This window comes from Paramagnetospirillum magneticum AMB-1 (assembly GCF_000009985.1).
GTDB lineage: Bacteria > Pseudomonadota > Alphaproteobacteria > Rhodospirillales > Magnetospirillaceae > Phaeospirillum > Phaeospirillum magneticum.
In genome coordinates, this window is the sequence record NC_007626.1 from 4,387,876 (window position 1) to 4,414,526 (window position 26,651).

30 protein-coding genes and 1 pseudogene are annotated in these 26,651 nt (G+C 67.8%); 14 read left to right on the forward strand and 17 right to left on the reverse strand.

Going from position 1 to position 26,651, the window contains the following annotated elements:
- Window positions 1-22 precede the first annotated feature (22 nt).
- A complete protein-coding gene (locus tag AMB_RS20125; protein ID WP_043745375.1) occupies window positions 23-1,072 on the reverse strand; it encodes an HpcH/HpaI aldolase/citrate lyase family protein in 1,050 nt (349 codons plus the stop codon).
- A gap of 188 nt (window positions 1,073-1,260) precedes the next feature.
- Here AMB_RS20125 and AMB_RS20130 point away from each other — a divergent pair, with 188 nt between their 5' ends.
- From AMB_RS20130 to AMB_RS20140, 3 genes are all read left to right on the forward strand, one after another.
- Complete coding sequence (locus AMB_RS20130; protein ID WP_043745378.1) at window positions 1,261-1,461, forward strand: hypothetical protein; 201 nt, start codon at window positions 1,261-1,263, stop codon at window positions 1,459-1,461.
- Between the two features lie 74 nt (window positions 1,462-1,535).
- Window positions 1,536-2,084 (forward strand): GAF domain-containing protein, encoded by a 549-nt coding sequence (locus AMB_RS20135; protein WP_011386333.1) that lies wholly within the window; start codon window positions 1,536-1,538, stop codon window positions 2,082-2,084.
- A 47-nt stretch (window positions 2,085-2,131) separates the two neighbouring features.
- Window positions 2,132-2,578, forward strand: coding sequence for a gamma-glutamylcyclotransferase family protein (locus tag AMB_RS20140; protein ID WP_231848907.1), 447 nt, complete (start codon window positions 2,132-2,134; stop codon window positions 2,576-2,578).
- A 97-nt stretch (window positions 2,579-2,675) separates the two neighbouring features.
- Here the strand turns inward: AMB_RS20140 and AMB_RS20145 are convergent, their stop codons facing one another.
- The 4 genes from AMB_RS20145 to AMB_RS20160 form a co-directional block, all read right to left on the reverse strand.
- Window positions 2,676-6,140 (reverse strand): AAA family ATPase, encoded by a 3,465-nt coding sequence (locus tag AMB_RS20145; RefSeq protein ID WP_011386335.1) that lies wholly within the window; start codon window positions 6,138-6,140, stop codon window positions 2,676-2,678.
- Between the two features lie 23 nt (window positions 6,141-6,163).
- The gene (locus AMB_RS20150) at window positions 6,164-6,769 is read right to left on the reverse strand and encodes a DsbA family protein (protein WP_011386336.1); all 606 of its coding nucleotides are present in this window, start codon (window positions 6,767-6,769) and stop codon (window positions 6,164-6,166) included.
- A 76-nt stretch (window positions 6,770-6,845) separates the two neighbouring features.
- Window positions 6,846-7,040, reverse strand: coding sequence for a hypothetical protein (locus AMB_RS20155; RefSeq protein WP_011386337.1), 195 nt, complete (start codon window positions 7,038-7,040; stop codon window positions 6,846-6,848).
- A gap of 71 nt (window positions 7,041-7,111) precedes the next feature.
- Window positions 7,112-7,639 carry a DUF721 domain-containing protein gene (locus tag AMB_RS20160; protein ID WP_043745381.1) on the reverse strand — a complete coding sequence of 176 codons (528 nt, stop codon included), beginning with the start codon at window positions 7,637-7,639 and terminating at the stop codon, window positions 7,112-7,114.
- A 45-nt stretch (window positions 7,640-7,684) separates the two neighbouring features.
- On the opposite strand from AMB_RS20160, the gene mutY reads away from it, so the two are divergent.
- Both mutY and AMB_RS20170 read left to right on the forward strand, forming a co-directional pair.
- On the forward strand, window positions 7,685-8,740 hold the full coding sequence (mutY, locus tag AMB_RS20165; protein ID WP_043745383.1) for an A/G-specific adenine glycosylase: 1,056 nt from the start codon (window positions 7,685-7,687) through the stop codon (window positions 8,738-8,740).
- A gap of 12 nt (window positions 8,741-8,752) precedes the next feature.
- Window positions 8,753-9,379 (forward strand): hypothetical protein, encoded by a 627-nt coding sequence (locus AMB_RS20170; protein ID WP_011386339.1) that lies wholly within the window; start codon window positions 8,753-8,755, stop codon window positions 9,377-9,379.
- A 5-nt stretch (window positions 9,380-9,384) separates the two neighbouring features.
- Here AMB_RS20170 and AMB_RS20175 read toward each other — a convergent pair whose 3' ends face one another.
- The 5 genes from AMB_RS20175 to magA form a co-directional block, all read right to left on the reverse strand.
- A complete protein-coding gene (locus AMB_RS20175; protein WP_011386340.1) occupies window positions 9,385-9,840 on the reverse strand; it encodes a lysozyme in 456 nt (151 codons plus the stop codon).
- A gap of 90 nt (window positions 9,841-9,930) precedes the next feature.
- Window positions 9,931-10,236 carry a hypothetical protein gene (locus tag AMB_RS20180; RefSeq protein ID WP_148207500.1) on the reverse strand — a complete coding sequence of 102 codons (306 nt, stop codon included), beginning with the start codon at window positions 10,234-10,236 and terminating at the stop codon, window positions 9,931-9,933.
- A gap of 149 nt (window positions 10,237-10,385) precedes the next feature.
- Window positions 10,386-11,462, reverse strand: coding sequence for a site-specific DNA-methyltransferase (locus tag AMB_RS20185; protein WP_011386342.1), 1,077 nt, complete (start codon window positions 11,460-11,462; stop codon window positions 10,386-10,388).
- 113 nt (window positions 11,463-11,575) lie between these two features.
- Complete coding sequence (locus tag AMB_RS20190) at window positions 11,576-12,181, reverse strand: ribonuclease HII (RefSeq protein WP_011386343.1); 606 nt, start codon at window positions 12,179-12,181, stop codon at window positions 11,576-11,578.
- Window positions 12,156-13,460 carry an iron transporter MagA gene (gene magA, locus AMB_RS20195; RefSeq protein ID WP_011386344.1) on the reverse strand — a complete coding sequence of 435 codons (1,305 nt, stop codon included), beginning with the start codon at window positions 13,458-13,460 and terminating at the stop codon, window positions 12,156-12,158. Before magA ends, AMB_RS20190 begins: the two co-directional genes overlap by 26 nt.
- A gap of 170 nt (window positions 13,461-13,630) precedes the next feature.
- On the opposite strand from magA, the gene AMB_RS20200 reads away from it, so the two are divergent.
- The 6 genes from AMB_RS20200 (at window position 13,631) to AMB_RS20225 (ending at window position 18,171) form a co-directional block, all read left to right on the forward strand.
- The gene (locus AMB_RS20200; RefSeq protein WP_011386345.1) at window positions 13,631-15,334 is read left to right on the forward strand and encodes a methyl-accepting chemotaxis protein; all 1,704 of its coding nucleotides are present in this window, start codon (window positions 13,631-13,633) and stop codon (window positions 15,332-15,334) included.
- A gap of 259 nt (window positions 15,335-15,593) precedes the next feature.
- Window positions 15,594-15,962: an AtpZ/AtpI family protein gene (locus tag AMB_RS20205; RefSeq protein WP_011386346.1), complete on the forward strand. Its 369-nt coding sequence runs from the start codon at window positions 15,594-15,596 to the stop codon at window positions 15,960-15,962.
- 13 nt (window positions 15,963-15,975) lie between these two features.
- The gene (locus tag AMB_RS20210; protein WP_011386347.1) at window positions 15,976-16,719 is read left to right on the forward strand and encodes a F0F1 ATP synthase subunit A; all 744 of its coding nucleotides are present in this window, start codon (window positions 15,976-15,978) and stop codon (window positions 16,717-16,719) included.
- Window positions 16,720-16,796: 77 nt separating this feature from the next.
- Complete coding sequence (locus AMB_RS20215; protein ID WP_009870554.1) at window positions 16,797-17,021, forward strand: F0F1 ATP synthase subunit C; 225 nt, start codon at window positions 16,797-16,799, stop codon at window positions 17,019-17,021.
- A 122-nt stretch (window positions 17,022-17,143) separates the two neighbouring features.
- Window positions 17,144-17,638 (forward strand): ATP synthase subunit B, encoded by a 495-nt coding sequence (locus AMB_RS20220; RefSeq protein ID WP_011386348.1) that lies wholly within the window; start codon window positions 17,144-17,146, stop codon window positions 17,636-17,638.
- Window positions 17,635-18,171 (forward strand): ATP synthase subunit B, encoded by a 537-nt coding sequence (locus AMB_RS20225; protein WP_011386349.1) that lies wholly within the window; start codon window positions 17,635-17,637, stop codon window positions 18,169-18,171. Before AMB_RS20220 ends, AMB_RS20225 begins: the two co-directional genes overlap by 4 nt.
- A 190-nt stretch (window positions 18,172-18,361) precedes the next feature.
- Here the strand turns inward: AMB_RS20225 and AMB_RS20230 are convergent, their stop codons facing one another.
- The gene (locus AMB_RS20230) at window positions 18,362-19,063 is read right to left on the reverse strand and encodes a pirin family protein (RefSeq protein ID WP_011386350.1); all 702 of its coding nucleotides are present in this window, start codon (window positions 19,061-19,063) and stop codon (window positions 18,362-18,364) included.
- A 174-nt stretch (window positions 19,064-19,237) separates the two neighbouring features.
- On the opposite strand from AMB_RS20230, the gene AMB_RS20235 reads away from it, so the two are divergent.
- The 3 genes from AMB_RS20235 to AMB_RS20245 all read left to right on the forward strand — a co-directional run bounded on the left by AMB_RS20235 (window position 19,238) and on the right by AMB_RS20245 (window position 22,938).
- Window positions 19,238-20,269, forward strand: a complete 1,032-nt coding sequence (locus AMB_RS20235) for an HlyD family secretion protein (RefSeq protein WP_011386351.1) — start codon at window positions 19,238-19,240, stop codon at window positions 20,267-20,269.
- Window positions 20,266-21,834 (forward strand): DHA2 family efflux MFS transporter permease subunit, encoded by a 1,569-nt coding sequence (locus AMB_RS20240; RefSeq protein WP_011386352.1) that lies wholly within the window; start codon window positions 20,266-20,268, stop codon window positions 21,832-21,834. The genes AMB_RS20235 and AMB_RS20240 overlap by 4 nt, the downstream gene beginning before the upstream one ends.
- 117 nt (window positions 21,835-21,951) lie before the next feature.
- A complete protein-coding gene (locus AMB_RS20245; protein ID WP_043745389.1) occupies window positions 21,952-22,938 on the forward strand; it encodes a sensor domain-containing diguanylate cyclase in 987 nt (328 codons plus the stop codon).
- A gap of 154 nt (window positions 22,939-23,092) precedes the next feature.
- Here AMB_RS20245 and AMB_RS20250 read toward each other — a convergent pair whose 3' ends face one another.
- The 6 genes and pseudogenes from AMB_RS20250 to AMB_RS20275 form a co-directional block, all read right to left on the reverse strand.
- Complete coding sequence (locus AMB_RS20250) at window positions 23,093-23,740, reverse strand: phosphoribosylanthranilate isomerase (RefSeq protein WP_011386354.1); 648 nt, start codon at window positions 23,738-23,740, stop codon at window positions 23,093-23,095.
- Between the two features lie 4 nt (window positions 23,741-23,744).
- Entirely contained in the window at window positions 23,745-24,452 is a 708-nt protein-coding gene (pyrF, locus tag AMB_RS20255) for an orotidine-5'-phosphate decarboxylase (protein ID WP_011386355.1), read from the reverse strand.
- Between the two features lie 12 nt (window positions 24,453-24,464).
- A complete protein-coding gene (locus AMB_RS20260; RefSeq protein ID WP_011386356.1) occupies window positions 24,465-24,734 on the reverse strand; it encodes a lipopolysaccharide assembly protein LapA domain-containing protein in 270 nt (89 codons plus the stop codon).
- The gene (gene ihfB / locus AMB_RS20265) at window positions 24,731-25,021 is read right to left on the reverse strand and encodes an integration host factor subunit beta (RefSeq protein WP_043745392.1); all 291 of its coding nucleotides are present in this window, start codon (window positions 25,019-25,021) and stop codon (window positions 24,731-24,733) included. The genes AMB_RS20260 and ihfB overlap by 4 nt, the downstream gene beginning before the upstream one ends.
- A 107-nt stretch (window positions 25,022-25,128) precedes the next feature.
- Entirely contained in the window at window positions 25,129-25,623 is a 495-nt protein-coding gene (locus AMB_RS20270; RefSeq protein WP_011386358.1) for a glycine zipper 2TM domain-containing protein, read from the reverse strand.
- 2 nt (window positions 25,624-25,625) lie between these two features.
- Window positions 25,626-26,616 (reverse strand): annotated as a pseudogene (locus AMB_RS20275) (NAD(P)H-dependent glycerol-3-phosphate dehydrogenase).
- Window positions 26,617-26,651: the final 35 nt, after the last annotated feature.

Genomic DNA, 26,651 nt, shown 5'->3' on the forward strand with positions numbered 1-26,651 from the left:
CGCGCATGGGGCTCCCTAAGTCTTACAGCCCGTAGGCCTGGGCCATCGCCGGGTCCTTGGCGGCCACCGCCTTGGCCAGGTCGACCATGACCTTGGCCTGCTTCCAGGTGGCGTCGTCCTGCATCTTGCCGTCGATCATCACGGCGCCGGTGCCGTCGGGCATGGCTTCGAGGATCTTCTTGGCGAACAGCACTTCGGCCACGTCGGGGCTGAACACCTTCTTGGCGATGTCGATCTGCTTGGGGTGCAGCGACCAGCCGCCGGCGCAGCCCAGCAGGAAGGCGTTGCGGAACTGAGCCTCGCAGGCCGCGTCGTCGGAGAAATCGCCGAACGGGCCGTAGAAGGCCTTGATCCCCGCCGACTGGCAGGCATCGACCATCTTGGCCACGGTGTAGTGCCACAGATCCTGCTGGAACAGGGTGCGGCCCGCCTTGCCCTCGGCTGCGTCTTCCAGCACGCCATAGAAGGGATGGCCGCCGCCCACGCGGGTGGTCTTCATGCCGCGCGACGCCGCCAGATCGGCCGGGCCGAGGCTGATGCCGTGCATGCGCGGGCTGGCCTGACAGATGGCGGCCACGTTCTCCACGCCCAGCGCCGTCTCGAGGATAGCGTGGATCATGATCGGGCGCTTGACGCCGTGCTTGGCCTCCAGCTGGGCCAGCAGCTGGTCCAGGTAATGGATGTCCCAGGGGCCTTCCACCTTGGGCAGCATCACCACGTCCACCTTGTTGCCGGCCTCGCCGACGATGGCGTTCATGTCGTCGAGGAACCAGGGCGAGTTCAGGCAGTTGACGCGGGTCCACAGGCCGGTATTGGGATTGTCCCAGGCCTTGGCCACCTCGACGAAGCCGGCGCGGGCCGCGTCCTTGGCATCGGCGGGAATGGCGTCTTCCAGATTGCCCAGCAGAACGTCGACGTTCTTGCCCATCTCGGCGGCCTTGGCCCGCATCTTCTCGTTGTGCGGCGGGAAGAAGTGAATCATGCGCTCGAGGCGCACCGGCAGTTCGCGATAGGGCGCGGGCGCGCCGATGGCGAGCGGCTCGAAGAACTTGCGGGGCGGCTTGACGGACATGAGGCGCAATCTCCTTGCGGCGAAAGACGATGGGCCGCAATAATGCTTCGTCGCGCTGCGGTGCACAAGGGGAAAGCTCCACGGGCACACCGTCATAATTGGTCGCCCACGGCCACATTTCGGGTATTCCCCCCCGGGCTTCGGGCTTATACCATGGGATGGGGTGAGAGCTGATGACAGGGGCCGCCATGAATCAGGACCTGCGCCACTGCCTGCCGGATCGCATCAAAGCCATCATGGGCATGATGAGCGCCCAGGCCGGCGACGAGTCCATCGCCCCGCTGATCGCCGACGGCTGCCGCTGCGCCGAGCAGCGTCCCTGCATCCTCTGGCGCGCATGCCAAAGTATACATCAGGCCTTTGGGCCGACGTTCGCGGGTCACGCCTGAGCCACGCCAAATCATCAATTTATGTATAAAGTCGTGCCTTCCCCCGGCGAATTCCGCGGGCGTAGCATGACGTTATGAACGCCAATACGCACCTCTCCGGCCGTCATTCCGCCCCGCCGCCCAACCCGGCCAGGGCTGGCGCGTCCATGGACAGCATTGTGGTTTGGCTGCAGGACCCCGCCCGGCGGCTGCACGGCATGATCCGCGAGATTCCCGGGTTCGCCCCGCTGCGGCACATATCCCTGTCGGTCTACGATTCCGAAACCGACATGCTGTGGGCGTTTCCCTGCCATTGCGATGACACTGCAAAGCCCGAGATCACCGAAATCGATATGAGCGACGTCCCGTCCCTGGTCCTGCTGGCCGACGGCGAAGAGCCTCGCATCGTCGCTGACATGGCAGCTTTTGGCGACCAAGGGCGCTATCACACCCACGGGGCGCGCAACTCGGACAGCCGGTCCTGCATGACCGCGCCCATCACCCTGGACGGCCGGTTCCTCGGCTTCGTCATCTTCGGGGCGGCAATCCCCAATTTCTTTACTCCGGCGGCGCAGGACACGCTGCTCACCTTCACCGAAGCCTTCGGCATTCTTATCGAACGGGCGGCACAGCTTTCCGACTGAGCCGGGCGGCGCTATCCTGAAGGGCCATGGCCATTCCGGAGCGCGCCTTGCCGATCCTTCCCCCGCCCAGCCCCCCCATGTTCTTCTTCGGCACCCTGATGGACGAGGACGTGCTGACCACCGTCCTGGGCCACCCGGTCACGCCGCAGGCCCTGGAGCCCGCCCGGCTGTCCGGCTGGCGCCGCCTGACCATCGCCGGGCGAACCTACCCCATGCTGGTCCCCCACGCCACCGGGACGGTAGACGGTCTTCTGGCCCATGGCCTGGACGAGCGCGACCGCAGCCGGCTCGATTTCTACGAAGGACCGGAATACCGGGTTGGGCTGCTGCCGGTGCGGGCGGCGGATGGTGAGGACGTGACCGCCGAGGTCTATCTCTGCCTAAACGACGTGATTGCCAACCGGAACGAATGGCGCCTGGGAACCTGGCGCCTGCGCCACAAGCGGGCCGCGCTGGCCCGCATCCGCGCCCTAATGGCGGGATGGCGGGATTAGGGCGACCGGCGTTCAATCCGATCCCGGCCTCCCGGCGACCATTGAGGGGCTGGCATGAACCTTAGACCATTGTACGTCATCTTTGACACTCGATGGTCTAAACCAAAACCTTGTCCCGCAGCAGCTCGGCCTGGGCCAGGTCCACCGAGACCAGTTGCGACACGCCGCGTTCGGCCATGGTGACGCCGTACAGGCGGTCCATGCGGGCCATGGTCATGCGGTGGTGGGTGACGATGAGGAAGCGGGTCTTGGTGACGCCGGCGATGCCTTCCACCAGCGAGCAGAAGCGGTCGACATTGGCGTCGTCGAGCGGAGCGTCCACCTCGTCCAGCACGCAGATGGGGGCGGGGTTGGTCATGAACACCGCGAACAGCAGGGCGAGAGCGGTCAGGGCCTGCTCGCCGCCCGACAGCAGCGAAAGCTGCTGCAGCCTTTTCCCCGGGGGGCTGGCCATGATCTCCAGCCCGGCTTCCAGGGGGTCGGCGGATTCGGTCAGCGCCAGATGGGCGCGGCCGCCGCCGAACAGCTTGACGAACAGATCGCGGAAATGCTGGTCCACCGCCTGGAAGCTGGCCAGCAGGCGTTCGCGCCCCTCGCGGTTGAGGTCGCCGATGGCGTGGCGCAGCTTGGCGATGGCCGAGACCAGATCATCCTTTTCCGCCACCATGCCGCCGATTCGGGCCTCCAGTTCCTCCACCTCCTGCTCGGCGCGCAGGTTGACCGGACCCATGTTGTCGCGTTCGCGCGACAGGCGGTCGAACTTGCGCTGCAGTTCCTCGGGATCGGGACGCTCCTCCTCCACCAGACCGGCCACCTCGCGCAATTGCTCGGGCGTCATGTCCAGGCGCTCGCCGATGCGCACCGCCACGGCGCGACAGGCCTGATCGGCGGCCGAGACGGCGGCCTCGCGGCGGATGCGCTCCTCGCGGGCATTGGCCAGCAGGGCCTCGGCTTCCCGCATGCGGCGGTCGGCCTCGCCCAGAAGCTGCTCGGCGCCGATCAGGGCGTCGGCGGCGGCCTTGCGCGCCGCTTCCGCCGCTTCCAGCCGCTCCAGCAGATCGCTGCGTCGCCGGGCGAAGGTGTCGGGCAGACTGGCCAGACGCTCCATCTCCAGGGCGATCTCCTCGCGCCGCTCGGCCAGTTCCTCCACATGGGCCTTGGCCGCCTCGGCGCGGGTCCGCCAGGATTTGGCGTCGCCGTCCAGCGCATCCAGGCGGCGGCGGCGTTCGGCGCCTTCGCGGGCCACGCCGTCCAGGGCCGAGCGGGCCTCCACCAGGACGGAGCGGCGCTCGGCCAGACTGGCGCGCAGCAGATTGACCTTGTCGCGGCCATCGCTGGACTCGGGGAAGGCGGCGACGGCACCCCGCGCCTCGGCCAGATCGGCCTCGGCCTGGGCGTGGTCGGCGCTGGCATCGGTCCAGGCCTGGGTGGCGGCCGCCATGCGGGTCTCGAAGGCGGCGAAGCGCTGCGACAGCCGGGCATGGGAGTCGCGGGCCTTGGCGGCTTCGGCCTCGGCCTGCTTCACCGCCTCCTTGGCGCGGCGCTCGGCCTCGGCGGCGAATTCCACCTCGCGGGTGGCGGTCTCGACCTTTTCCTCGGCCTCCTCCACGCCCATGGAGGCATCATCGAGGGAGGCTTCAAGCTCGCGCAGCCGGTTGCGCTGGGCCAGACGCAGGGCCATGGGCGACGGCGCGCCCGCGCGGGCCACATAGCCGTCCCAGCGCCACAGATCGCCTTCGGGGGTCACCAGACGCTGGCCCACGGCCAGCAGCGACCGCAGAGCTTCCCCGGCGGCGGCATCCTTGACCACGCCGACCTGGGCGAGGCGCCGCGCCAGCGGGGCGGGCGCCGCCACGAAGCGGGCCAGCGGCTCGGCGCCGTCGGGCAGCGCCGGCGGATGGTCCAGCGGCCCCAGATCCTCCCAATGCAGCGGCGCGGACGGGTCCAGCGGGGCGGAGAGGTCCTCGCCCAGGGCGGCGGCCAAGGCGGGTTCGAAGCCGGTGCGCGCCGAGACGTCGTCCAGCACCGGGCGGTGATCGCCGCCCTTGCCCTGGGCCAGCACCTGACGCAGCCCATCGGCCTCGGCCTGCAGCCGCGACCGGGCGGCGCTGGCCACCTGGAAGGCGTCGCGGGCGGATTCGCGGGCCGCCAGGGCTTCCACCCGGCGACGGTCGGCGCTTTCGGCCTGTTCGCGGGATTCCTCCAGGAATTCCAGCGTTTCCTCCAGCTCCATTTCCAGGGCGGTGAGGTCCGAGCGGTCGATGCTCTCGCCCTCGATCTCGGCCTTCTGGCGCTCGGCCACGCCCAGGCGCTCGGCCATCCGGCCGAGCCGCGTCTCGCATTCGCCCAGCCGGCGCAGCGCCGCCGCCCGCTCGGCATCGGCGGCGGCCACCTCTTCCATCAGGGCGGACAGTTCCTGTTCCACCTGGACCACCGCCTCGGCGGCCAGATCCACGGCCTGTTCGGCCAGCAGCTTGGCCTCGGCCTCGCCCTCACCCGCCTCGGCCAGCAGGGCGCGCTCCTCCTCCAGCCGGGCCAGGGCTCCGACGGCATCGGCGGCGCGGGCGTGTTCGCGCTGGAGATCGGCCCCGGCCTGCTCCAGCCGGCGCTCCAGGTCGCGGCGCAGTTCGGCCAACCGGCCTTCCTCGGCCTCGAGCTGCTCGCGCTCGGCCATGGCCTTTTGCAGCAGGGCGGCGGCTTCGGCGTCGGCGCGGCGCAGATCCGGCAGTCCGGCGGCGGTTTCCGCCTGCAGCGCCGAGGCATTGGCGGCGTGGGAGGTGGCCTCCTCCACCCTCATCTCGGATTCGCGGAAGGCGGCGCGGGCGGCGTCGACGGTGACCAGGGCCTCCAGCCAGCCGAGATACAGCACCTGGGCCTCGACCCGGCGGATCTGCTCGGAAAGGGTCCGGTAGCGGTTGGCCTGGCGCGCCTGCTTTTGCAGCGACTTCAACTGCTCGTCCAGGGTGGCGAGCACGTCGTCCAGACGGGACAGGTTGAGTTCGGCGTTCTTGAGGCGCAGTTCAGCTTCATGCCGGCGGGAGTACAGGCCGGAGATGCCCGCCGCCTCTTCCAGCAGCGAGCGGCGGTCGGCGGGCTTGGCGTTGATCAGCTGGCCGACCTTGCCCTGGCTGACCAGCCCCGACGAGCGCGCGCCCGTCGCCGCGTCAGCGAACAGCAACTGGACATCGCGGGCACGGGTATCGAGGCCGTTGATGCGGTAGTTCGAGCCATTGCCCCGCTCAATGCGGCGCATGACCTCGATCTCGTCGCGGTCGAACTGGGGCGGCGCGGTGCGCGCCGTGTTGTCGAGGCCCAGCATCACCTCGGCCACGTTGCGGGCCGGGCGGCCCGAGGTGCCGCCGAAGATGACGTCGTCCATCTCGCCGCCGCGCATCTGCCGGGCCGAGGTCTCGCCCATGACCCAGCGCAGCGCTTCGATGAGATTGGACTTGCCGCAGCCGTTGGGGCCGACCACGCCGGTCATGCCGGGCTCGATCACGAGCTCCGCCGGATCGACGAAGGACTTGAAGCCCGACAGACGCAGCTTGGTGAACTGGATCACCCGGGACGGCCCCTGGAATGAGACTACTTGGACGCGGCCTTCAGCAGCTTGTCCAACTCGTCATAGGGAATGGCGCCGGGGATGACCTTGCCGGCGATGATCAGCGAGGGGGTGCTTTCCACGCCCAGCTTCTCGTTGCCCTCCTTGGCGCGCTCGTTGATGGCGTTGGCCAGATCCTGGCGCTTCAGGCAATCATCCACCTTGTCCTCGCCCAGACCGGCCAGCTTGGCCAGCTTCTTCAGCTCGACCAGCGGGTTCTGCGAGTTCATCCACTTCTCCTGCTGCTCCATGATCAGGGCCAGCAGGCCGAAATAACGGTCCGGCCCGGCGCAATGGGCGATCATCGAGGCGCCTACCGACAGGCCGCGCGGCCCGGTGGGGAAGTCGCGGTAGATCAGCTTGGCCTTGCCGGTCTCGACCCACTCGGATTTGAACTTGGGCAGCGTGGTCTTGTGGAAGGTGGCGCAGTGCGGGCAGGTGGTCGAGGCGTACTCGATCACCGTGATGGGCGCGTCGGGCTTGCCCAGGACCTGGTCGATGGAATAGCTGAGGTCGGCGGCGGCGGCGGCGGTCTGGGTCACCAGAAACAGCGCGGCGACGGCAGCAAGCAGACGATAGAACGGCTTCACCTTGAGGTCCCTCCGGAAATCGGAAATCCGGGCGGGATATTAGGGGCTCGGCCGCCCCGGCACAAGGCGTAGGGACTCAATAAGACGACGGAGCCGCCGATTGCGGCGCGGTCACCGCCGGCGACGCGGCCGGGGTCTCCGGCGGATCGGGAACGTGGCCCCACAGGAACAGCACCACCACCAGGACGGTGGCCACCAGGACGGTGATCACGAAATAGCGGACCAGCCCGTAATCACGGGTCATGTCGGCGAAATCGTGAAATGCGTTCATGGGCCACTCCAGGCCGGCTCGCGGCAAGCCATTACAGTATATGGGAAGCCCTTAGGATTTGGTTAGGGCAATCATTTGGCCAGCCGCCGCGCCAATCGTTCGAGCGCGGCGCGTAGTTCCGGGTCCTCGACCCGGGCTAGCTGCTCGCCGGCCGGGATCGCTCCCGCCGGGGCGGCGGGCGGGGCCGGCGCCTGTGTCCTGGGCCTGACCGAAGCCTCGGGCAGGGGACCCTGGCGCAGCTTCAGGCGGGCCACCGCCTTCCAGCCGAAATAGCCGTTGATCCGCTCCAGAACCAGCGGTTCCAGGTGCTGCATCTCCAGGGCGAAGGCGCCGGAATCCACCTTGACCGTCAAGGTGCCCTCGACCCGCTCCTTGGGCGGGAACCGGATGCCGAGCGGCAGGGTATGGCTGGCCACCGCCGAGCCGACGATGGCCGGCCAGTCCACCACCAGGGCGCCGCCGACAAAGCCGTGGCGGCCGAAAACCGGACGCGTCACCCGGTCGCTGGGCACGGCGATGGAGACCAGTCCGTGGGTACGGCGCTCGTCGGAAGGCTTGGTCGCTGGCTTGATTTGGGGCTTGGTCTTGCTGTCGGCCATGTGGCGAGCATACCCGACGCCCGCGTTTTGCACTATGGTTCGGGCATGCCTGCCTTCGACCCCGCCTCCCTGCTGCTTGCCTGGTACGACCGCGACCGCCGGGTCCTGCCCTGGCGCTACGCCCCGGGCGAGGCCGCCGACCCCTATCACGTCTGGCTGTCCGAGGTGATGCTGCAGCAGACGACGGTGGCGGCGGTGATTCCCTATTTCCAGGCCTTCATCCGCCGCTGGCCCCGGGTGGGCGACCTGGCCGCCGCCGCCACCGAGGAGGTGATGGCCGCCTGGGCCGGTCTCGGCTATTACGCCCGGGCGCGCAACCTGCACGCCTGCGCCAAGCTGGTGGCCGAGTGGCGGGGCGGACGCTTTCCCGAGGACGAGGCGGGCTTGCGGCAATTGCCCGGCATCGGCGACTACACCGCCGCCGCCATCGCCGCCATCGCCTTCGGCCACCGGGCGGTGGTGGTGGACGGCAATGTGGAGCGGGTGATGGCCCGCATGTTCGCGGTGACCGACCCGCTGCCCGCCGCCAAGCCGCGCCTCAAGGAATTGGCCGCCACCCTGACTCCCGATGACCGGGCCGGCGATTACGCCCAGGCGGTGATGGATCTGGGCGCCACCATCTGCACGCCGCGCAGCCCGGCCTGCGGCCTGTGCCCCTGGCGGCCCGGCTGCCGCGCCCAGGCCCTGGGGCTGGCCGAATCCCTGCCGGCCAAGGTGGAAAAGGCCGAACGCCCGACCCGGCGGGGCGTGGTCTTCTGGCTCACCGCCCCCGACGGCTCGGTACTGCTGCGCCGCCGCCCACCCAAGGGGTTGCTGGGCGGCATGATGGAGTTTCCCTCCACCGACTGGCGGGATGCGGCCTGGAGCCTGGACGAAGCCGCGCCATCCGCGCCGCTGGCGCCCAAATCCTGGCGATTGCTGCCCGGTCTGGTCACCCACACCTTCACCCATTTTCACCTGGAACTGACGGTGGCGGCGGGACGCACCCCTGCCCAGCCGGCGGTTCGTGGTGTATGGTGCCCCCTGGACCGGCTGGAGGAACAGGCGCTGCCCACCCTGATGCGCAAGGTGGCGCGTCACGCCCTGGCCAAGGCTTATTGAGGGAATGACATCATGATGCGCCCGCTCGCCCTGCTTGCCGCCCTGACGCTGGCCGCCGCCGCGCTTCCCGCCTCGGCCCAGATGCGCCAGCCGGGCCGCCCGGCCCAGGAGCCGAGCGCCGGCAACGGGGAACTGAGCGAGCGCCTGCTGCTGCTGCCTCCCGCCGGCTGGCAGGAAGGCGGCACCAGCCGCGGCGGCAACGCGCTGACCACCCAGCTGTTCCCGCCGGGCCAGAATTCCGAAAAGTGGGACCAGATGCTGTCCATCCAGGTGATGGGCGATTCCAAGGCCGACGCCCGCGACCACATCCAGCGGATCGTCGAGGCCAGCCGCGCCAATTGCGAAGCCTCCGGCCCCAGCCCGGTCACCGAGGGCAACAGCAACGGCTATCCCGTCTCGACGCTGACCGTGACCTGCACCAAGGGCCGCCAGAGCGGCCTGGGCGGTCTGGTGGCGGTCAAGGCCATCCGGGGCAACCAGGCGCTTTACGTGGTCCAGCGCATCTGGCGCGGCCAGCCCTTCGAGCGCAATTCCACCGCGCCCGTCCCGCCCGATATGCTGAAGGAATGGTCCCAGTTTCTGCGCGGCGTGGCGGTCTGCGACGAAGCCGACCCCCAGCGCCACCCCTGCCCGAAGTAAGTGGTTCAGGCCTCGGCGGTCAGGAACAGGGTGCGCTCGGCGGCGCGGCGCTTGGTCAGGCCGGGCAGGGCCTTCTTCACGCCGTCCACGGTGGCCTTGTCCCACTTGGGGAATTCATCCGAGGCTCCGGCATAGTCGCCGGCGTTCAGCTTCTTCAGCAGCGTCGAGCCCTGGAAGGCTCCCGCCCCCAGATTGAAGACGAAATCGCACAGCGCCGCATATTGATTGTCGTTCAGATCCACCGTCACCGCCTTGGTGACGGCATCGCCGGCATGGGCCAGATCGGCGGCCAGCAACTCGTCGGCCCTGGCTTCGTCGATGGTCATGCCGTCCATGACGTCGGGGCCGGTATGGCCATAGCCGACGGTCAGCTTGTGCGCCGGGCAGAGATAGCTCTTGAGGCGCAGCCCCTCCGAAGCCTTGGTGAGGGCCAGTCCGGCTTCATTGACGGCTCGTGTCATGGCGCATCCTTTCCTTCCCGATTGCAGCGTGGACGCTACCTTACGGAAATATGATCAGCCAAGTCCATGTCGCTTTAGATGTGGATGCCATTACTTGCAGAGGGTTATGCCCGGCCCCGCCTCGGCGCAGATCAGCTTGCGGTTGCCGAACCGGGCCACCGTCACGCCGTCCATCTTCTGAATGATCAGCTTCTGCTCGCCGATCAGGCCCATCATGTTGCCCTGGCCGTCGCGGGCGATGGTCATGGAGCGCCCGGCCAGCTTGGAATAGGCCACCCCTTCGCCGCCCCGCAGGATCACCGTCTCGCCGGCATCGGTGCAGGACAGGGTCTCGCCCTGGGTGATGCACATGCCCGCCTGGGCCGGAGCGGCCGCCAGAAGGACAAGGGCGGCCACCACAATTATAGTAGCGGCACGAGCGCCGCATTGCCCCTCGCCGGGCGCGCCCCTCCGGGCGCTTGGCCGCCGCCTCCCTGCGGACCGTGGTCCGCCCGGGCCTAAGGGCAATGGCGGCAGGATGCCGCTGGACCCATGGTTCATCTGCATCAATGCAGCTCTGCCCGGATCTTCTGGCGCAGCACGTCGATGGGCAGGAAGTCCTCGGACGAAGCCTGGAAGTGCCAGTAGGTCCAGCCGTTGCAGGCCGGCGCGCCCTGGACCAGGGCGCCCACCTTGTGAATCGAGCCGCGATGGTCATCGGTGATCAGGGTGCCGTCGGCCCGCACCTTGGCGACCTTGTCGTGCCGGGTGCCGCCGAACAGCAGGTCGCCGGCGGTGAGCAGCCCGCGCTCCAGCACGGTGCCGAACGGAACCCGCGGCTCGGCCCGCTTGGACGGCGTCAGCAGCAAGGAGGGATCGGCCACCGGAATCACCTTGGCGATGCGATCCTTGGCGGCGGCGATGTATTCGGGATCACGCTCGCAGCCGATGAAGTTGCGGCCCAGCTTCTTGGCCACCGCCCCGGTGGTGCCGGTGCCGAAGAAGGGGTCCAGCACCACGTCGCCCGGCTTGGTCGAGGCCATGATGACGCGGTACAGCAGGGATTCCGGCTTCTGGGTGGGATGGGTCTTGCGCCCGGCATTCCTCAGGCGCTCGCCCCCGGTGCACAGCGGCAAGGTCCAGTCGCTGCGCATCTGCAGATCGTCGTTCAGCGCCTTCATGGTGTCGTAGTTGAAGGTGTAGCGGGAGTCCGACGACTTGGCGCACCAGATCATGGTCTCGTGGGCGTTGGTGAAGCGGGTGCCCTTGAAATTGGGCATGGGATTGCTCTTGCGCCAGACGATGTCGTTCAGCATCCAGAACCCCAGATCCTGGAGGATCGAGCCGACGCGGAAGATGTTGTGGTAGCTGCCGATCACCCACAGCCCGCCATCGTCCTTCAGCACCCGGCGCGCCGCCTTCAGCCAGTCGCGGGTGAAGCTGTCATAGGCCGCGAAATCCGAGAAGCGGTCCCACTCCTCGTCCACACCCTCCACCTTGGAGTTGTTGGGACGCAGAAGCTCGCCGCCCAGCTGCAGGTTATAGGGCGGATCCGCGAAGATCAGATCCACCGAACCGGCGGGCAGGGAGTTCATCATGGCGATGCAGTCGCCGGAGAGAATGGTGTTGAGAGGCAGGGTCATGGCGGACCGATTCAAATGAGTTGGAGCACTCAATTTGAGTCAAACATGAGAGTCCGTCAAGAACCTGTTGGAATCTAATGATTCATTGCCACAGGTAGTGGCTTATCCACAGGTTAGAACAGCATATATTGGGCCACGGGGGCGAAGGAGCGTCGGTGATGGGGGGTGGGACCGAGGCGTTTCAGGGCGTCCAGATGCTCGGCCGTACCGTATCCGGCGTTCCTCTCCCAGCCGAATTCGGGGTGGGCGCGGGCCAGATCGGCCATCATGGCGTCGCGCCGCACCTTGGCCACCACCGAGGCGGCGGCGATGGACAATGAGATGCCGTCGCCCCCCACCACGCAGCGGACCGGGCAGGGCAGCCCCGGCGGCCGGTTGCCGTCGACCAGCGCATGGGCGCATTCCCGCCCCAGGGCGTCATAGGCGCGGCGCATGGCGAGAAACGTCGCCTGCAGGATGTTGATCCGGTCGATCTCCTCCACCGAAGCCTCGCCGAAGCCAAGGATGGCGGTGGCGGGCACCAGTTCGGCCAGTTCTTCGCGGTTACGCTTGGATAGCTTCTTGGAATCGTCCAGCCGCTCCAGCAGCGTCTTGGGCAGGCGGGCGGGGTCGAGGATCACCGCGGCGGCCACCACCGGCCCGGCCAGGGGGCCGCGGCCCACCTCGTCGATGCCGCAGACGATGCCGCCGATCTCAAATTCCAGAGCCAGGTCCGGCATTGGGGTCATCCCTCCAGGAACCACGCCGCACCAGCACACGGGCCCGCCGCGCGGTGCGGGCGAAAGCGCGGGCCTCGTCGCCATACAGCCGCGTGACCAGATCGCGGAACGAATGGACATGCACCGCCGCCACCCGGTGCATGCGCCGCATGGTGAACAGCCAGAACGGCGACAGCACCAGGGACAGCACGGTGACCGCCACCACCAGCTTGGTCTCCTGGGCGCTGATCAGCTTGACCGCCTTGCCGGTCTCGGCCAGCAGGAACGAGAACTCGCCGATCTGGGCCAGGGCCACGCCGGCCAGGAAGGCGCTGGGCCAGTCCTGCCGCGCCAGGCGCAGCGCCGTGACGTTCAGCGCCGTCTTGAACAGGGTCACCATGGCCAGCAGGGTGAGAACGGTGCCCAGATTCTTCCAGATGAACTTGAAGTCGAGCAGCAGCCCGATGGACAGGAAGAACACCATCAGCAGCACGCTGCCGATGGGCTGGGCACGCTTCAACAGCATGTCGCGCTGGGCGGAATTGCCCAGCACCACGCCGCCCAGGAAGGCGCCATAGGCCGGCGACAAGTCCAGCACGCCGGAGATGGCGGCGGTGCCGAAACACCAGGCCAGGGTCGACAGGGTGGCAAGGTCAGAATCGCGGGAAAGCCGGGCGGTGATCGGCAGGTCGATGCGGCGCTTGGACAGCCACCAGAACAGCAGCACCAGGAACAGCACCGACAGCACCACCCGGGCCATGTCGGCGGGCAGCAGCGCCTTGGTCTCGAAGGATTCCAGCACCAGCATCATGGGCACCACCGCCATGTCCTGGGCGATCAGGATGCCAAGGGTGGTGCGGCCGACCGGCGTGTCCAGCTCGTCCGAGGATTCCAGCACCTTGATCACTACGGCGGTGGACGACACCGCCACGGCACAGCCCAGCACCACCGCCAGCCCCAGGCTCCAGCCCAGGCCGTGACGCAGCAGCAGGGCCGTGCCCACGCTGCCGGCGATCTGCAGAACCGTGGTGAAGATGGCCGTCTTCCACACTTCGAGAAAGCGGATGATGTCCAGCTTCATGCCGATGACGAACAGCAGCATCAGCACGCCGAACTCGGCCAGGGTGGCCACGGCGTCGCGGTTGCTCACCAGCCCGAAGCCGCTGGGTCCCAGCACCACCCCCGCCAGGATGTAGCCGACGACGGCCGGCTGCTTCAGGCGCGTCATCATCCCGCCGCACAGCACGGCGGCCAGGGCGACGATGGCGGCATAGGTCAGTTCGGGATGATGCAGTTCCATGGACGCGTTCTTATCACGAAGGCAGCCCCCGGTCTAAAGCCCCGATGTGGCGGAAATGTGACGACGGCTGCATAAAAATTATGCCGAAAGCAGGTATTGCTCATATTCTGTGCACAAGTAGAATCGCGTAGGCGCTTATTCGAGACTGGCGCGTTCAATTGGGGGTTTCCATGCACAGCGGCCTGACCATCGCACGACTGACCAATCTGTTTGCCGTCTCCCTGGTGGCCGGGTTCCTGGCGATCATGGCCGCCGGGTACCTGGCCATCGGCGAATTGAAGGTGGGCGGACCGGTCTACCAGCGGATCGTCCAGGGCAAGGATCTGGTGGCCGACATCCTGCCGCCGCCGGAATACGTCATCGAGGCCTATCTGGAGACCAATCTGGCCCTGGCCAACCCCGACAGCCTGCCCGAGCGCAAGGCGGCCCTGGCCAAGCTGCGCAAGGAGTATGACGAGCGCCACGCCTATTGGCTGGCCCAGGACATGGAGGCCGGCTTGCGCGACCGCCTGGTGGTGGGGGCCCATGCCCCGGCCATGCGCTTGTGGGCGGTGATCGATCAGGGCTTCCTGCCCGCCCTGGAAAGGGGCGAGATGGATGCCGCCCGCGCCGCCTTCGCCGAGATCTCGGCCGCCTATGCCGCGCACCGGGCCGAAATCGATGAGGTGGTCAAGGGCGCCGACAAGCTGACCACCGATACCGAGGCCTATGCCGCCCAGCGCGAGCAGACCTTCATGCTGATCCTGTGGTCGGTATCGGGGGTGGTGCTGGCCGTCACCCTGGCCGGGGTCGCCGGCGTCATCTTCGGCATGGTCGCCCCGGTCAAGGCCATGACCGGCGCCATGACCGCCCTGGCCGACGGCGAGCTTTCCACCCGAATTCCCTCGGTCCGGCGGGGCGACGAGATCGGGGCCATGGCCCGCGCCGTCGAGGTGTTCAAGGAGAACGCCCTCAAGATCCTGCAATTGCGCCAGGACCAGGCCGAGGCCGAGGCGCGGGCCAAGGTGGAGCAGCGGCAGTCGCTGCACCGCATGGCCGACGACCTGGAGAACAAGGTCGGCGAGGTGATCGGCGTCGTGGCCTCCGCCGCCACGCAATTGCAGGCCAGCGCCCAGGGCATGTCCTCGGTGTCCGAGCAGACGGTGCGCCAGTCCAGCGCCGTGGCGGCGGCCAGCGAACAGGCGGCGGCCAACGTCTCCACCGTGGCGGCGGCGTCGGAGGAACTGTCGGCCTCTTCGCGGGAAATCGGCTCCCAGGTCAGCCTGGCCAGCGCCATCGCCCAGGACGCCGCCAGCGAGGCGGCCACCACCACCGATCTGGTGCGCGGCCTGGCCGAGGCGGCGGGCCGCATCGGCGACGTGGTCAGCCTGATCAACGACATCGCCTCGCAAACCAATCTGCTGGCGCTCAACGCCACCATCGAGGCGGCGCGGGCGGGCGAGGCCGGAAAAGGCTTTGCCGTGGTGGCCAACGAGGTCAAGACCCTGGCCAACCAGACCGCCCGGGCCACCGAGGAGATCACCGCCCAGATCAATCAGGTGCAGGACCGCACCGATCAGGCGGTGGAGGCCATCGCCAACATCGCCCGGACCATCGAACGCATGAACGAGATCTCGGGCGCCATCGCCGTGGCGGTGGAGGAGCAAGGCGCGGCCACCCAGGAGATTTCCCGCAACATCCAGCAGGCCCATGTGGGGACCAGCGAGGTGGCGGGCAACATCGCCGGGGTCAGCGACGGCGCCCAGGAGAGCAACGCCGCCGCCCTGCACGTGCTCGACGCCGCCGGCGCCCTGCACCGCCAGACCGATACCCTGCGCGGTGCCCTCGGGGAGTTCCTGTCCGGCGTCCGGGCCGCCTCCGCCTCGTCGTGTTGACATCGGATCGCAATAGACGGACCGCCCCGTCCGGCGGGAGAAAGGAGAATCCCGCCGGACGCCACCCCCTCGGGTGGGAAAAATCTTGCCGCATTGCAGCAACCGAGGCGGCGCGATGCGGCAAATCCCCTGATTTCCCAATGCAAATCAGCATGCTGGCCGAGCCGGTTTGAGTCCTTGACACGGGTGGGGCCAGACCTTATGGTGCCCGCGCTTTTGGCACCAAAGGGCCAGAAGGGGGAATTCGAGGACCGACCCTATGGCTGACCACGAGACTCCCCCGTCTTTCGATGACCTCGACGCCCGTCTGCGCGCTGCGCGCGCTCGGGAGGAAGAGGACTCGGGTCGCGGACCGGAACGGCGTGGAACGCCCTCCGGGATGGGCCTGGGGATGCGCATCGGCGCCGAGTTGGTGGTAAGCGTGCTGGTGGGGACCGGCATCGGCTGGGCGTTGGACGCCTGGCTGAAGACGGCCCCCTGGCTGATGGTGGTTTTCCTGCTCCTTGGCGGAGCGTCCGGCGTCATGAATGTGTACCGCCTTATGCGGGGCATGGACGAGACGGTGGGCCTGGGCCAAGCGCAGCGGAGAGCCGAGGGTGCCGGAGAGGATCCGGCGAAGGACCATTGAGAGAGGCAAAGCGGTGGCTAATCCGATCGAGCAATTCAAGATCCAGCCGTTGGTTCCGCTCAAGGTAGGGAGCGTGGACATTTCGTTCACCAATTCCTCTGCCATGATGGTGCTGTCCATCTGCCTGATCACCCTGTTCCTGACCCTGTCGGTCCGGTCGCGCGCCCTGGTGCCCGGCCGCTGGCAGTCCATGGCCGAGGTGTTCTACGAATTCATCGCCGGAATGCTGCGCGACAACGTGGGCCAGGAAGGGCGGAAGTATTTCCCCTTCATCTTCTCGCTGTTCATGTTCGTGCTGTTCGGCAACCTGCTGGGCATGATGCCGATCCCGGTGATCGGCTTCACCTATACCAGCCACGTGATCGTCACCTTCGCCATGGCGCTGGTGGTGTTCGTCGGCGTCACGGTGATCGGCTTCGCCCGCCACGGCACCCATTACCTGCGGATGTTCTTCCCGCACGGCGCGCCCATCGCGACGGCGGTCATCCTGATCCCCATCGAGCTGATCTCGTACTTCTCGCGCCCCTTCAGCCTCGCCGTCCGTCTCTTCGCCAACATGACCGTGGGTCACATCATCCTCAAGGTCATGGGCGGGTTCGTGGTGTCGCTGGGCGCGTTCTACCTGATCCCTGGCGCGGTTCCCTTCGCCTTCCTGTCAGCCATCACGGTGCTGGAATTCGGTATCGCGCTGCTGCAGGCCTATGTGTTCACCATCCTCTCCTGCATCTATCTGCACGACGCCATCCACATGCACTAAGTGGCTGGCCGGGCGGTTTGCCGGCGGGAACGTTTCAAGTTTCATCTGTTCCGTTTTGTCTTGAAGGAGTTGAGTAAATGGAAGCGAGCGCTGCTAAGTTCATCGGTGCCGGTCTGGCTGCTATCGGCATGATCGGTTCGGGTATCGGCGTGGGCAACATCTGGGCGAACCTGATCGCCACCGTTGGCCGCAACCCCTCCGCCAAGGCCAATGTCGAGCTGTACGGCTGGATCGGCTTCGCGGTGACCGAGGCGATCGCGCTGTTCGCCCTGGTCGTCGCTCTGATGGTCCTCTTCGCCTAATCGCGAAGACGTATCCGACGGAACGGTAGGGTCCGCGGCAGGACGCAGAGATTGCGCCTTGCCGCGGTTCACCGGCCGCTCCGCTTAGTTTTTTCGGGCCTTCCCCGTTTGGGAGCTTTGGGATGCCTCAATTCGATCCCACCTTCTTCGCGCCGCAGCTGTTCTGGCTGGCGCTCACCTTCGTCACCCTGTACTTCGTGATGTCGACGGTGGCCCTGCCCAAGATCGGCGCCGTTCTCGACGAGCGTCAGCGCAAGATCGACGACAACCTCGACAAGGCCGCCCAGTTGAAGGCCGAGGCCGAGGCCGCCGTGGCCGCCTATGAAAAGGCCCTGGCCGAATCCCGCGCCCACGCCCAGTCGGTGATCAAGGAAGCCTCGGACCGCCTGGCGGCCGACGCCGAGACCCGCAATCGGGAGCTGGCTGCCCGTCTGGCCGATCAGGTCAAGTCCGGCGAGGCCCGCATCGCCGAAGCCAAGGACAAGGCTCTGGCCAATGTCCGTGACGTCGCCCTCGACGTTGCCGGCGCGACCATCGCCCGCCTGGTGGGCAGCCCGGCCGACAACACCCGGCTCGAGGCCGCCGTCGCCGCCGCCCTCAAGGAGCACGGCAAATGATTTCCGTCGCTTACGCCGCCGACGCCGCCCACGCCGCCGCTCATGGTGCGTTCTACACCGAGCCCCATTTCTGGGTGGACGTCGCCTTCATCCTGGTGGTGGCTCTGGCCTTCAAGCCGGTGTCGCGCGCCATCGCCGCCGCCCTGGACGCCCGCTCGGCCAAGATCAAGTCCCGTCTGGACGAGGCTCACAAGCTGCGTGAGGAGGCCCAGGAAATGCTGGCCACCTATCAGCGCAAGCAGCGTGACGCCATGAAGGAAGCCGAAGAGATCATCGCCCACGCCAAGGCCGAGGCCGAGCGCCTCGCCAAGCAGGCGGCCAAGGATCTCGAGGTTTCCATGAAGCGCCGCGAGCAGATGGCCATGGACCGTATCGCCCAGGCCGAAGCCCAGGCGGTTCGGGAAGTCCAGAACCTGGCCGTGGACGTCGCCATCGGCGCCGCCCAGAAGGTCATCGGCGAGAGCCTGTCGGCAGCTCAGACCGGCTCGCTGGTCGATAATGCCATCAAGGACCTGCCGGGCAAGCTGCACTAAGCGGCCCGTATCCGGACCAAACGAGCCCCCGCCGGGCCACCGGCGGGGGTTTTGTTTTGGAGGTCCCTTGGGGCTCCCGCCCCGATCCCCGGTTGGAGGCAACGCTTCCAAGCCTCCCTTTCATTCATGAATCAAAAGGGGGACCGGGGCATCGCCCCGGATGGGCTTGGGCGATAGCCCAATAGGGCGCTCACGCCAGATCGAACAGCAGGAACTCGGCGCCGCTTTCACTGGTCAGGGTCAGCATCGCCTCGTCCTCCATGGCGGCGCCGTCACCGGCGGCCAGCACCTGGCCGTTGAGCACCAAAGTGCCGGCGACAACCTGGACCCAGGCGCCGCGCCCCGCCACCAATTGGTGGGAGAGGGTATGCCCGGGGCTCAGGATGCTGGCGTGGATGGCCACGTCCTGATGTAGGACCAACGAGCCGTCCCGGCCGTCCCGCGACGCAATCAGCCGCAGCCGGTCGCGCTTGGACTCGTCGTCGAACACCGTCTGGCTGTAGCCGGGAGTCAGGCGCTGCGCCTCGGGCAGAATCCATATCTGCAGCAGATGCAGAATCTGGTCGGCCAGGGGGTTCATCTCGGAATGGCGGATACCGGTGCCGGCGGTCATGGCCTGAATCTCACCCCGGCGGGTGATGCCGTGGGCTCCGGTGCTGTCCTTATGCTCCACCGCCCCGGCGATCACATAGGTGAGGATCTCCATGTCGCGGTGGGGATGGGTGTCGAAGCCCGTTTGCGGCGCCACCCAATCCTCGTTGATCACCCGAAGCGCCCGAAAGCCCATCTGGGCCGGGTCGAAATAGTCGGCGAACGAGAAGGTATGGCGGCTGTCCAGCCAGCCGTGATTGGCATGCCCGCGCTGGGCGGAGGGACGAAGGCGGAGGGTCATGGTCGTTCTCCAGGTGAAGGGCGTCACTGGATCAACACATAGGCCCTGGAGGTAAATTCAACAATCACCGCCATTGGAACAATACTGTTGCAGCAACAGAAACCTCGTGCCCATTGACTCCGCCGGCCTTGCCCGGCTATAAACTGAACTGAACGGTTTAGTTTTGGAACTCCCATGAAAAAACCCATCGCCATCGCCGCCGCCCTCGTCCTGGTCTCCTTCGGAAGCTGGAGCGCCTATCGCTGGTCCCAGGAATGGCGCTGGATGGAATCCACCGACGACGCCTATGTGGACGGCGACATCACCACCATCTCGCCCAAGGTGGCGGGACACGTGGTGGAACTGCTGGCCCGCGACAACCGCGCCGTGGCCAAGGGCGACGTGCTGGTGCGCATCGACGAGCGCGATTACCGCGCCCGCCTCGACGAGGCCGCCGGCCAGGTCAAGGCCCGCCTCGCCCAACTGATTCAGATCGACGACCGGGTGGCGGTGCAGGAAGCCGTCATCACCCAGTCCGGCGCGTCCATCTCCGCCGCGCGGGCCGAAATGGTGCGGGCCAAGGCCGATTACGAGCGCTCCCGCGCCCTGGTGCGCGAGGATTACGTCAGCCGCCAGCGCTTCGACATCACCCAGGCCGACGCCGCCCGCGCCGAGGCCGGGCTGACCGGATCGGGGGCGGGCTTGCAGGCGGCGCGGCGCCAGCTTTCGGTGCTGGCCTCCGAGCGCAACGTAGCCCTGGCCCAGTTGGAGCAGGCCAAGGCCACCCTGGTGGTCGCCGAGACCGAGCTGGAAGCCACCACCATCCGCTCCCCCGTCGACGGGGTGATCGGCAACCGGGCGGTGCGCGACGGCCAGTATGTGCGCCCCGGTCAGACGCTGCTGGCGGTGGTGCCCCTGGGCAATGTCTGGATCGACGCCAATTTCAAGGAAACCCAGATCGGCCGCATGACGCCCGGCAACCGGGTGGAGATCAAGGTCGACGCCTTTCCCGGCGCGGTGATCGGCGGCAGCGTCGACAGCTTCGCCCCGGCGTCGGGCGCCAAGTTCAGCCTGCTGCCTCCCGAAAACGCCACCGGCAACTTCACCAAGGTGGTGCAGCGCATCCCCGTCCGCATCCGGGTCGACCAGGACAGCCCGCTGGCGGGACAGTTGCGGCCCGGCCTGTCGGTGGTGGTCAAGGTGGACACCCGGGACCAGGGGAAATGACCACGCCGCCCCTCAACCCCCATGACCGGGTGGTGACGCCCCGTGACTGGGTCGGCTTCATGGCCATGGTGGTGGGGATGTTCATGGCCATCCTCGACATCCAGATCGTGGCCAGCTCCATCGCCCAGATTCAGGCGGGCATCTCGGCCTCGGCCGAGGAGATCAGCTGGGTGCAGACTTCCTACCTCATTGCCGAGGTGGTGATGATCCCGCTGTCGGGCTGGCTGGCCCGGGTGGTGTCGACCCGCTATCTGTTCTTCGCCTCCTGCGTTACCTTCACGGTGGCCAGCGCGGCCTGCGCCGTGTCGTGGAGCATCGAATCCATGATCGCCTTCCGCGCCATCCAGGGATTCCTGGGCGGCGCCATGATTCCCACGGTGTTCGCCACCTCCTACATGATCTTCCCGCCCCGCCAGCAGGCCACCATGTCGGTGGTCATCGGCCTGACCGCCACCATGGCCCCCACCATCGGCCCCACCCTGGGCGGCTGGCTGACCGAGACCTGGAGCTGGCATTGGCTGTTCCTGGTCAATGTGGTACCGGGCGTGCTGGTGGCCACCCTGGTCTACCTGTTCGGCCGCAAGGAAGAACCGCGGCTTCACATGCTGAAGGGCTTCGACATGGCGGGCATCGCCCTGGTGGCGGTGTTCCTGGGCGCCCTGCAATACGTGCTGGAAGAAGGCCCCGGCGACGATTGGTTCGAAGACCGCCGCATCGTGCTGGTGTCGCTGATCTCGCTCCTGGCCGGGCTGGGCTTCGTCTGGCGCGAGTTGACGTCCGAGCATCCGGTGGTCGACCTGCGCGCCTTCTCCGACAGCAATTTCGCCGTGGGCTGCCTGTACTCCTTCATCATCGGCATTGGCCTATACGGCTCGGTCTATGTCATCCCCCTCTATCTCGGGCGGGTGCGCGGCTATTCCGCCCTGGAAATCGGCCTGACCATGATGGTCACCGGCGCCTTCCAGGCGCTGTCGGCGCCCCTGGCCGGCAATCTGGCCCGCCATGTGGACCTGCGCTACATGCTGGGCATGGGCCTCGCCCTGTTCGGCGGCGGGCTGTGGCTGAACAGCGCCCTGACCTCGGAATGGGGCTATTGGGAGATGTTCCTGCCCCAGGCGGTGCGCGGATTGTCGCTGATGTTCTGCTTCGTGCCCATCAACGCCGTGGCGCTGGGGCACCTGCCCCAGGACAAGGTCCAGAACGCCTCGGGCCTTTACAATCTCATGCGCAACCTGGGCGGCGCCATCGGTCTGGCGGCCATCAATACCGCCCTGACCCACCGGCTTGACCTGCATCTCCTGCGGCTCTCGGAGACCCTGACCGCCGCCCGGGGCGCCGCCACCGGCATGCTGGAGGGCCTGTCGGCCCGGCTTCAGCCCCTGCTGGACGGCGGCGCCGACCGGGCCGCCCTCAAGCTCCTGTCGCAACTGGCGCGGCGCGAGGCCATGACCATGGCCTTCGGCGACGTCCTGATGCTGATGGCGGCGGTCTTCGCCCTGGGGCTGCTGCTGCTGCCGCTGCTGCAGCCGGTCCGCCATCCCAGCGCGGGAGGTGACGGGCATTAGAACCATTGGCAATCGTAGCGGTGGAATCAGATGCCACTTCCATGCATGATTGGAATCAAGGGAGCTGCCAGGACCGCCACAGAAGCGGCCGGCCATGAACGTCATACGGGGGGAGCAGTGCCCACCTCACGCAATACCGAATCCGCGCACGTCTTTGCCGTGCGGCTGATGCAGCATCTTGTCGTGCCCACTTTCGTGCTCAATGCCGAACGGCGGGTGATCATCTGGAACAAGGCCTGCGAGCGCCTGACCGGCGTGCCCGCCCACGAAGTGATCGGCACATCCGAGCACTGGCGGGCCTTCTACGACCAGGAGCGCCACTGTCTGGCCGATCTGGTCCTGCTGGACCGGCCGGACTCCATGGATGAGCTTTACGTCACCCATGCCGAGCCCGGCGACAGCACCCAGGGGCTGAGGGCCGAAAACTGGTGCGTGATGCCCCAGGTCAAGAAGCGGCTGTATCTGGCCGTGGATGCCGGCCCCATCTTCGACGAGGACGGCACCCTGCTGGCGGTGGTGGAGACCCTGCGCGACCAGACCGAGCAGAAGCTGGCGCAGATGGCGCTGCAAAGCCTGGCGGTCAAGGACGGGCTGACCGGGCTGGCCAACCGCCGTTCCTTCGACGAGAAGCTGGAGGCCGAGTGGCTGCACAACCAGCGCGAAGGCACCAGCATGGCCGTCCTGCTGGTCGATGTGGACCATTTCAAGCTCTACAACGACACCTACGGCCACCAGAAGGGCGACGCCTGCCTGAAATCGGTGGCGGCAGTCCTGGACCAGCAGGTCTTCCGGCCGTCCGATCTGGCCGCCCGCTATGGCGGCGAGGAATTCGCGGTGATCATGCCCAACACCGCCCTGGAGGGCGCGCTGCACGTGGCCGACCGCATCATGGAGGCCATCCGCGAGTTGAACCTGCCCCACGGCGCCAGCCTGACCGCCGAGCGCGTCACCCTGTCCATCGGCGCCGCCGCCTTCACGCCGTCGGACGAACGCCGGGCCGAAGACCTGGTGGCCGCCGCCGACGCCGCCCTGTACCGCGCCAAGCACCAAGGCCGCAACCGGGTGGTCTGCACCGACCGGCTGGCGGAACTGGTGGAGGCTTAGGAGGGATCAGATCCTGGGGCTATCGCCCCAGCCCCCATTTGGAGGCTTCCGCCTCCAAACCTCCCCTGAATTTATAAGAAAAAAGGGGGCCGGGGTTCTCCCCGGTGGGTTTGGGCAAAGCCCAATTGCGAAGCAATAAATCCTAAGGCAGCCCCTACGGGCGGCCGCCCCGGGCCGCCTTGATGAAGGCGCGGATCTTGTCGGAATCCTTGATGCCGGGGGCGCTTTCCACCCCCGACGAGACGTCGACGGCGGCGGCACCGCTGATGCGGACCGCCTCGGCCACGTTGGCGGGGGTCAGGCCGCCGGCCAGCATCCAGGGCAGGCCCCATTTGCGCCCCGTCAGGATGGACCAGTCGAAGCTGACCGCGTTGCCGCCGGGCAGGACCGCGCCCTTAGGCGGCTTGGCGTCGAACAGCAGGCGGTCGGCCACCGCCAGATAGGGCTCGGCGGCGTCAAGATCGGCGGCGTCCGACACCGACAGCACCTTCATGACGGGCAGGCCGTATTCCAGGCGGATGGCCTCGACCCGCTCGGGGGTCTCGTGCCCATGCAGTTGCAGCAGGTCGAGCCGCACCCGGGTCAGCACCGTGTCCAGGGTGGCATCGTCGGGATCGACGAACAGGCCGACCTTGGTCACGTCACCGGGCGCGAACTCCACCAGTTCGGCGGCACGGTCCGGGGTGACGTTGCGGGGGCTGGGGGGAAAGAACACCAGACCGACGTAATCGGCGCCCTCCTCGATGGCCACGTCCATAGCGTCTTCATCGGTGATGCCGCAGATCTTGACCTCGACCGGCATGGTGCTACAGCCCCAGTTCAGCCTTGATCCGCCCGGCTGCCTCGGCCGGATCGGCGGCGGCGGTGATGGGGCGCCCGATCACCAGCACGTCGGCGCCCTTGGCGCGGGCCTCGGCGGGGGTAAGGAAGCGCTTCTGGTCGCCGGCCTCGCTCCAGGCGGGGCGGATGCCGGGAATGACCAGCTTGAAATCGGGACCACACAGGGCGCGCACCGCCTCCACCTCGAGGGGCGAGCAGACGATGCCGGCGGCGCCGCTGTCCTGGGCCAGGGTGGCCAGACGCTTGACCTGATCCAGCACCGGACGCTCAAAGCCCACCTGCTCGGCCCCGGCCTGGTCCAGGCTGGTCAGCACGGTCACCGCCACCACGGCGGGCGGAGCGATGCCGAGTTTGGCCGCCTCGTCATTGGCCGCGTCCACGGCGGCGCGGATCATGGCGGCGCCGCCCGAGGCGTGAATGGTGGTGATGGCGGCGCCCAGGCGCACCACGCCCTTCATGGCGGCGGCCACGGTATTGGGAATATCGTGCAGCTTGAGATCGACGAACAGCGGCATGCCCAGGCCGGACACCGCCTCCATGCCGGCGGGGCCGTTGGCGGTGAAGTATTCCAGGCCCAGCTTGAAGCCGCCGACCTGCCCCTTCAGGCGTTCGGCAAGGGCGATGGCGCGGGCGGCTTCGGTGGTGTCGATGGCGACATAGACGGGATTGATCACGGGGTATCTACCTCAGACTTGAGACTGGGTCTTTTCGGCGGCGGCCAGCTTGCGCTGCAGCGACCCGGCGCGCAGGCGGGCCTTCAGCCCCGAGGTCCAGCCCAGCAGGAACCCGGCGGTCAGGCCCAGGCCCAGCGGCACCAGCACCGCCAGATAGGCGGGCAGGTCGACACCGAACGGCAGGGGCCACAGGTCGAAACGAATCTCCGCCCGGTTGGCGACGGCGAACACCGTCACCAGAACGGCCAAGGGAAGGCCGATGATCCAGGCGAACAGCCTCACGATCCGCCGCCGACGTTAAGCTTCTCGCGCAGCTGCTTGCCGGTCTTGAAGAAGGGAACCGCCTTGCCGTCCACCGACACCGTTTCGCCGGTGCGGGGATTGCGACCGACGCGCGGATCGCGCTTCTTCACCGAAAAGGCGCCGAAGCCCCGCAGCTCGACCCGGTCGCCCCGGGCCAGCGCCGAGGCGATCTCGTCGAAGATGGTGGTGACGATGCGCTCCACATCCCGCTGATAGAGATGGGGATTGGCCTCGGCCAGGCGGGCGATCAGCTCCGACTTGGTCATGGATTTCACGTCCTTGCTTGTGTTCCAGCTTGGGGGCCAGCATGCCGAAGCCCCCCGCCCCCGTCAAGCTCGACTCTGGGGGACAAGTCTCTGAGTGAGAACGATTTTTAGCTCTTGGGCTCGTCCTCGGGGGGCAGCACCACTTCCCAGGTGCCGTCCACCAGCCGGCAGGCCACCACCTGGCGGGAATAGGCGCTATCGGCCTCGCCGGTCTTCTGGGCCGACTGGATCAACCGGCGGCAGGCCCGCCCGCCGCCATCGGCCCAGCCCTCGCCCAGAGGCAGCACCGCGCCCTCCAGGCCGCGGGCCGCCCAACGGGCTTCCTTGCCGCTCTCCGCCGCCTCGACGGTCGCCGCCGACCACAGCCGGTTGGGGTGCGGATCGAAATAGCCGCCGATCATGGTGCCCGCCGCCGCGCCAGCCACGGCGCCCACGGGGGTGAAGGTGCTGGCCAGATGGGGCGCGCCAATGGCCGCCGCCCGCCCGATGCCGCCGCCGACCACCGCACCGGCCCCGGCGCCCCACAACGCCCCCTCGGTGGGATTCTCGGCGCAGCCGCCAAGAGCCAGCAGGCACAGCAAAGCGGGGGCAAGTGAGCGCATGGCTATAATCCTTCGTTGCGGAACGGCCGCGACAGCAGGGCGCGGATGGCGTCGTCCAAGCTTTGGCCACCATTGATCACCGCATCACCGCCGCCGAGATGGGCATCTCGACCCCGGTGCGCCCGGCCATGTCGACCACGGCGCCGGCGCTGTAGACGCCTTCGGTCACCGAATGGCGCTCGCCCAGGATGTCGGCCAGGGCGCGGCCCTCGCCCAGGGCGAAGCCCAGGAATAGTTGCGCGACTGGGTGGACGAGGCGGTGAGGATCAGGTCGCCCAGACCCGACAGGCCCATCAGGGTCTCGGGCCGCCCGCCCTTGGCCATGGCCAGGCGGGTCATCTCGGCCAGCCCGCGGGTGATCAGGGCTGCGCGGGCATTGTCGCCCAGGCCGCGCCCCTCGACGATGCCGCAGGCGATGGCCAGCACGTTCTTGACGGCGCCCCCGATCTGAGCCCCCACCAGATCGTCGGACAGATAGGGGCGGAAGCTGGCGGTGCCCAGTGCCTCCACCAGCTTGCGGCCCAGTTCGGGCGCGGCGCAGGCCAGGGTGATGGCGGTGGGCAGGCCCCGCGCCACCTCGATGGCGAAGGTGGGGCCGGACAACACGGCGATGGGCGCCTGGGGCAGTTCGGCCGCGATTGCATCCTGCATCAGGGCGCAGGTGGACAGCTCGATGCCCTTGGAACAGATGACGGCGGGAACACCGGCCCGCCAGTGCGGCGCCAGGGCGCGGGCGGCGGCGCGCAGGTGCTGGGCGGGCGACACCAGCAGCACCGCGTCGGCATCGGCCGCATCGGCCAGATCGACGGTGGCGCGCAAGGCGGGATCGAGATCGATTCCGGGCAGGAAGTCGGAGTTGACGTGGCGGACATTGATGTCGTCCACCACCTGGGGCTCGCGGGCCCACAGCACCACGTCGCGCCCCGCCCGCCGGGCGGTCAGCGCCAATGCCGTTCCCCATGCCCCTCCGCCGATCACACCGACTTTTTTCATGAAGCCCCCGCCATTGCCGTCCCCCGGTTTACCCC

What these genes read in the sequence shown, in the direction of transcription:
- AMB_RS20125 (WP_043745375.1), bottom strand. Translation starts at nt 1,072, where the DNA reads ATGTCCGTCAAGCCGCCCCGCAAGTTCTTCGAGCCGCTCGCCATCGGC.
- AMB_RS20130 (WP_043745378.1), top strand. Translation starts at nt 1,261, where the DNA reads ATGAATCAGGACCTGCGCCACTGCCTGCCGGATCGCATCAAAGCCATC.
- AMB_RS20135 (WP_011386333.1), top strand. Translation starts at nt 1,536, where the DNA reads ATGAACGCCAATACGCACCTCTCCGGCCGTCATTCCGCCCCGCCGCCC.
- AMB_RS20155 (WP_011386337.1), bottom strand. Translation starts at nt 7,040, where the DNA reads ATGAACGCATTTCACGATTTCGCCGACATGACCCGTGATTACGGGCTG.
- AMB_RS20160 (WP_043745381.1), bottom strand. Translation starts at nt 7,639, where the DNA reads ATGGCCGACAGCAAGACCAAGCCCCAAATCAAGCCAGCGACCAAGCCT.
- mutY (WP_043745383.1), top strand. Translation starts at nt 7,685, where the DNA reads ATGCCTGCCTTCGACCCCGCCTCCCTGCTGCTTGCCTGGTACGACCGC.
- AMB_RS20170 (WP_011386339.1), top strand. Translation starts at nt 8,753, where the DNA reads ATGATGCGCCCGCTCGCCCTGCTTGCCGCCCTGACGCTGGCCGCCGCC.
- AMB_RS20175 (WP_011386340.1), bottom strand. Translation starts at nt 9,840, where the DNA reads ATGACACGAGCCGTCAATGAAGCCGGACTGGCCCTCACCAAGGCTTCG.
- AMB_RS20185 (WP_011386342.1), bottom strand. Translation starts at nt 11,462, where the DNA reads ATGACCCTGCCTCTCAACACCATTCTCTCCGGCGACTGCATCGCCATG.
- AMB_RS20190 (WP_011386343.1), bottom strand. Translation starts at nt 12,181, where the DNA reads ATGCCGGACCTGGCTCTGGAATTTGAGATCGGCGGCATCGTCTGCGGC.
- magA (WP_011386344.1), bottom strand. Translation starts at nt 13,460, where the DNA reads ATGGAACTGCATCATCCCGAACTGACCTATGCCGCCATCGTCGCCCTG.
- AMB_RS20200 (WP_011386345.1), top strand. Translation starts at nt 13,631, where the DNA reads ATGCACAGCGGCCTGACCATCGCACGACTGACCAATCTGTTTGCCGTC.
- AMB_RS20205 (WP_011386346.1), top strand. Translation starts at nt 15,594, where the DNA reads ATGGCTGACCACGAGACTCCCCCGTCTTTCGATGACCTCGACGCCCGT.
- AMB_RS20215 (WP_009870554.1), top strand. Translation starts at nt 16,797, where the DNA reads ATGGAAGCGAGCGCTGCTAAGTTCATCGGTGCCGGTCTGGCTGCTATC.
- AMB_RS20220 (WP_011386348.1), top strand. Translation starts at nt 17,144, where the DNA reads ATGCCTCAATTCGATCCCACCTTCTTCGCGCCGCAGCTGTTCTGGCTG.
- AMB_RS20225 (WP_011386349.1), top strand. Translation starts at nt 17,635, where the DNA reads ATGATTTCCGTCGCTTACGCCGCCGACGCCGCCCACGCCGCCGCTCAT.
- AMB_RS20230 (WP_011386350.1), bottom strand. Translation starts at nt 19,063, where the DNA reads ATGACCCTCCGCCTTCGTCCCTCCGCCCAGCGCGGGCATGCCAATCAC.
- AMB_RS20235 (WP_011386351.1), top strand. Translation starts at nt 19,238, where the DNA reads ATGAAAAAACCCATCGCCATCGCCGCCGCCCTCGTCCTGGTCTCCTTC.
- AMB_RS20240 (WP_011386352.1), top strand. Translation starts at nt 20,266, where the DNA reads ATGACCACGCCGCCCCTCAACCCCCATGACCGGGTGGTGACGCCCCGT.
- AMB_RS20250 (WP_011386354.1), bottom strand. Translation starts at nt 23,740, where the DNA reads ATGCCGGTCGAGGTCAAGATCTGCGGCATCACCGATGAAGACGCTATG.
- ihfB (WP_043745392.1), bottom strand. Translation starts at nt 25,021, where the DNA reads ATGACCAAGTCGGAGCTGATCGCCCGCCTGGCCGAGGCCAATCCCCAT.
- AMB_RS20270 (WP_011386358.1), bottom strand. Translation starts at nt 25,623, where the DNA reads ATGCGCTCACTTGCCCCCGCTTTGCTGTGCCTGCTGGCTCTTGGCGGC.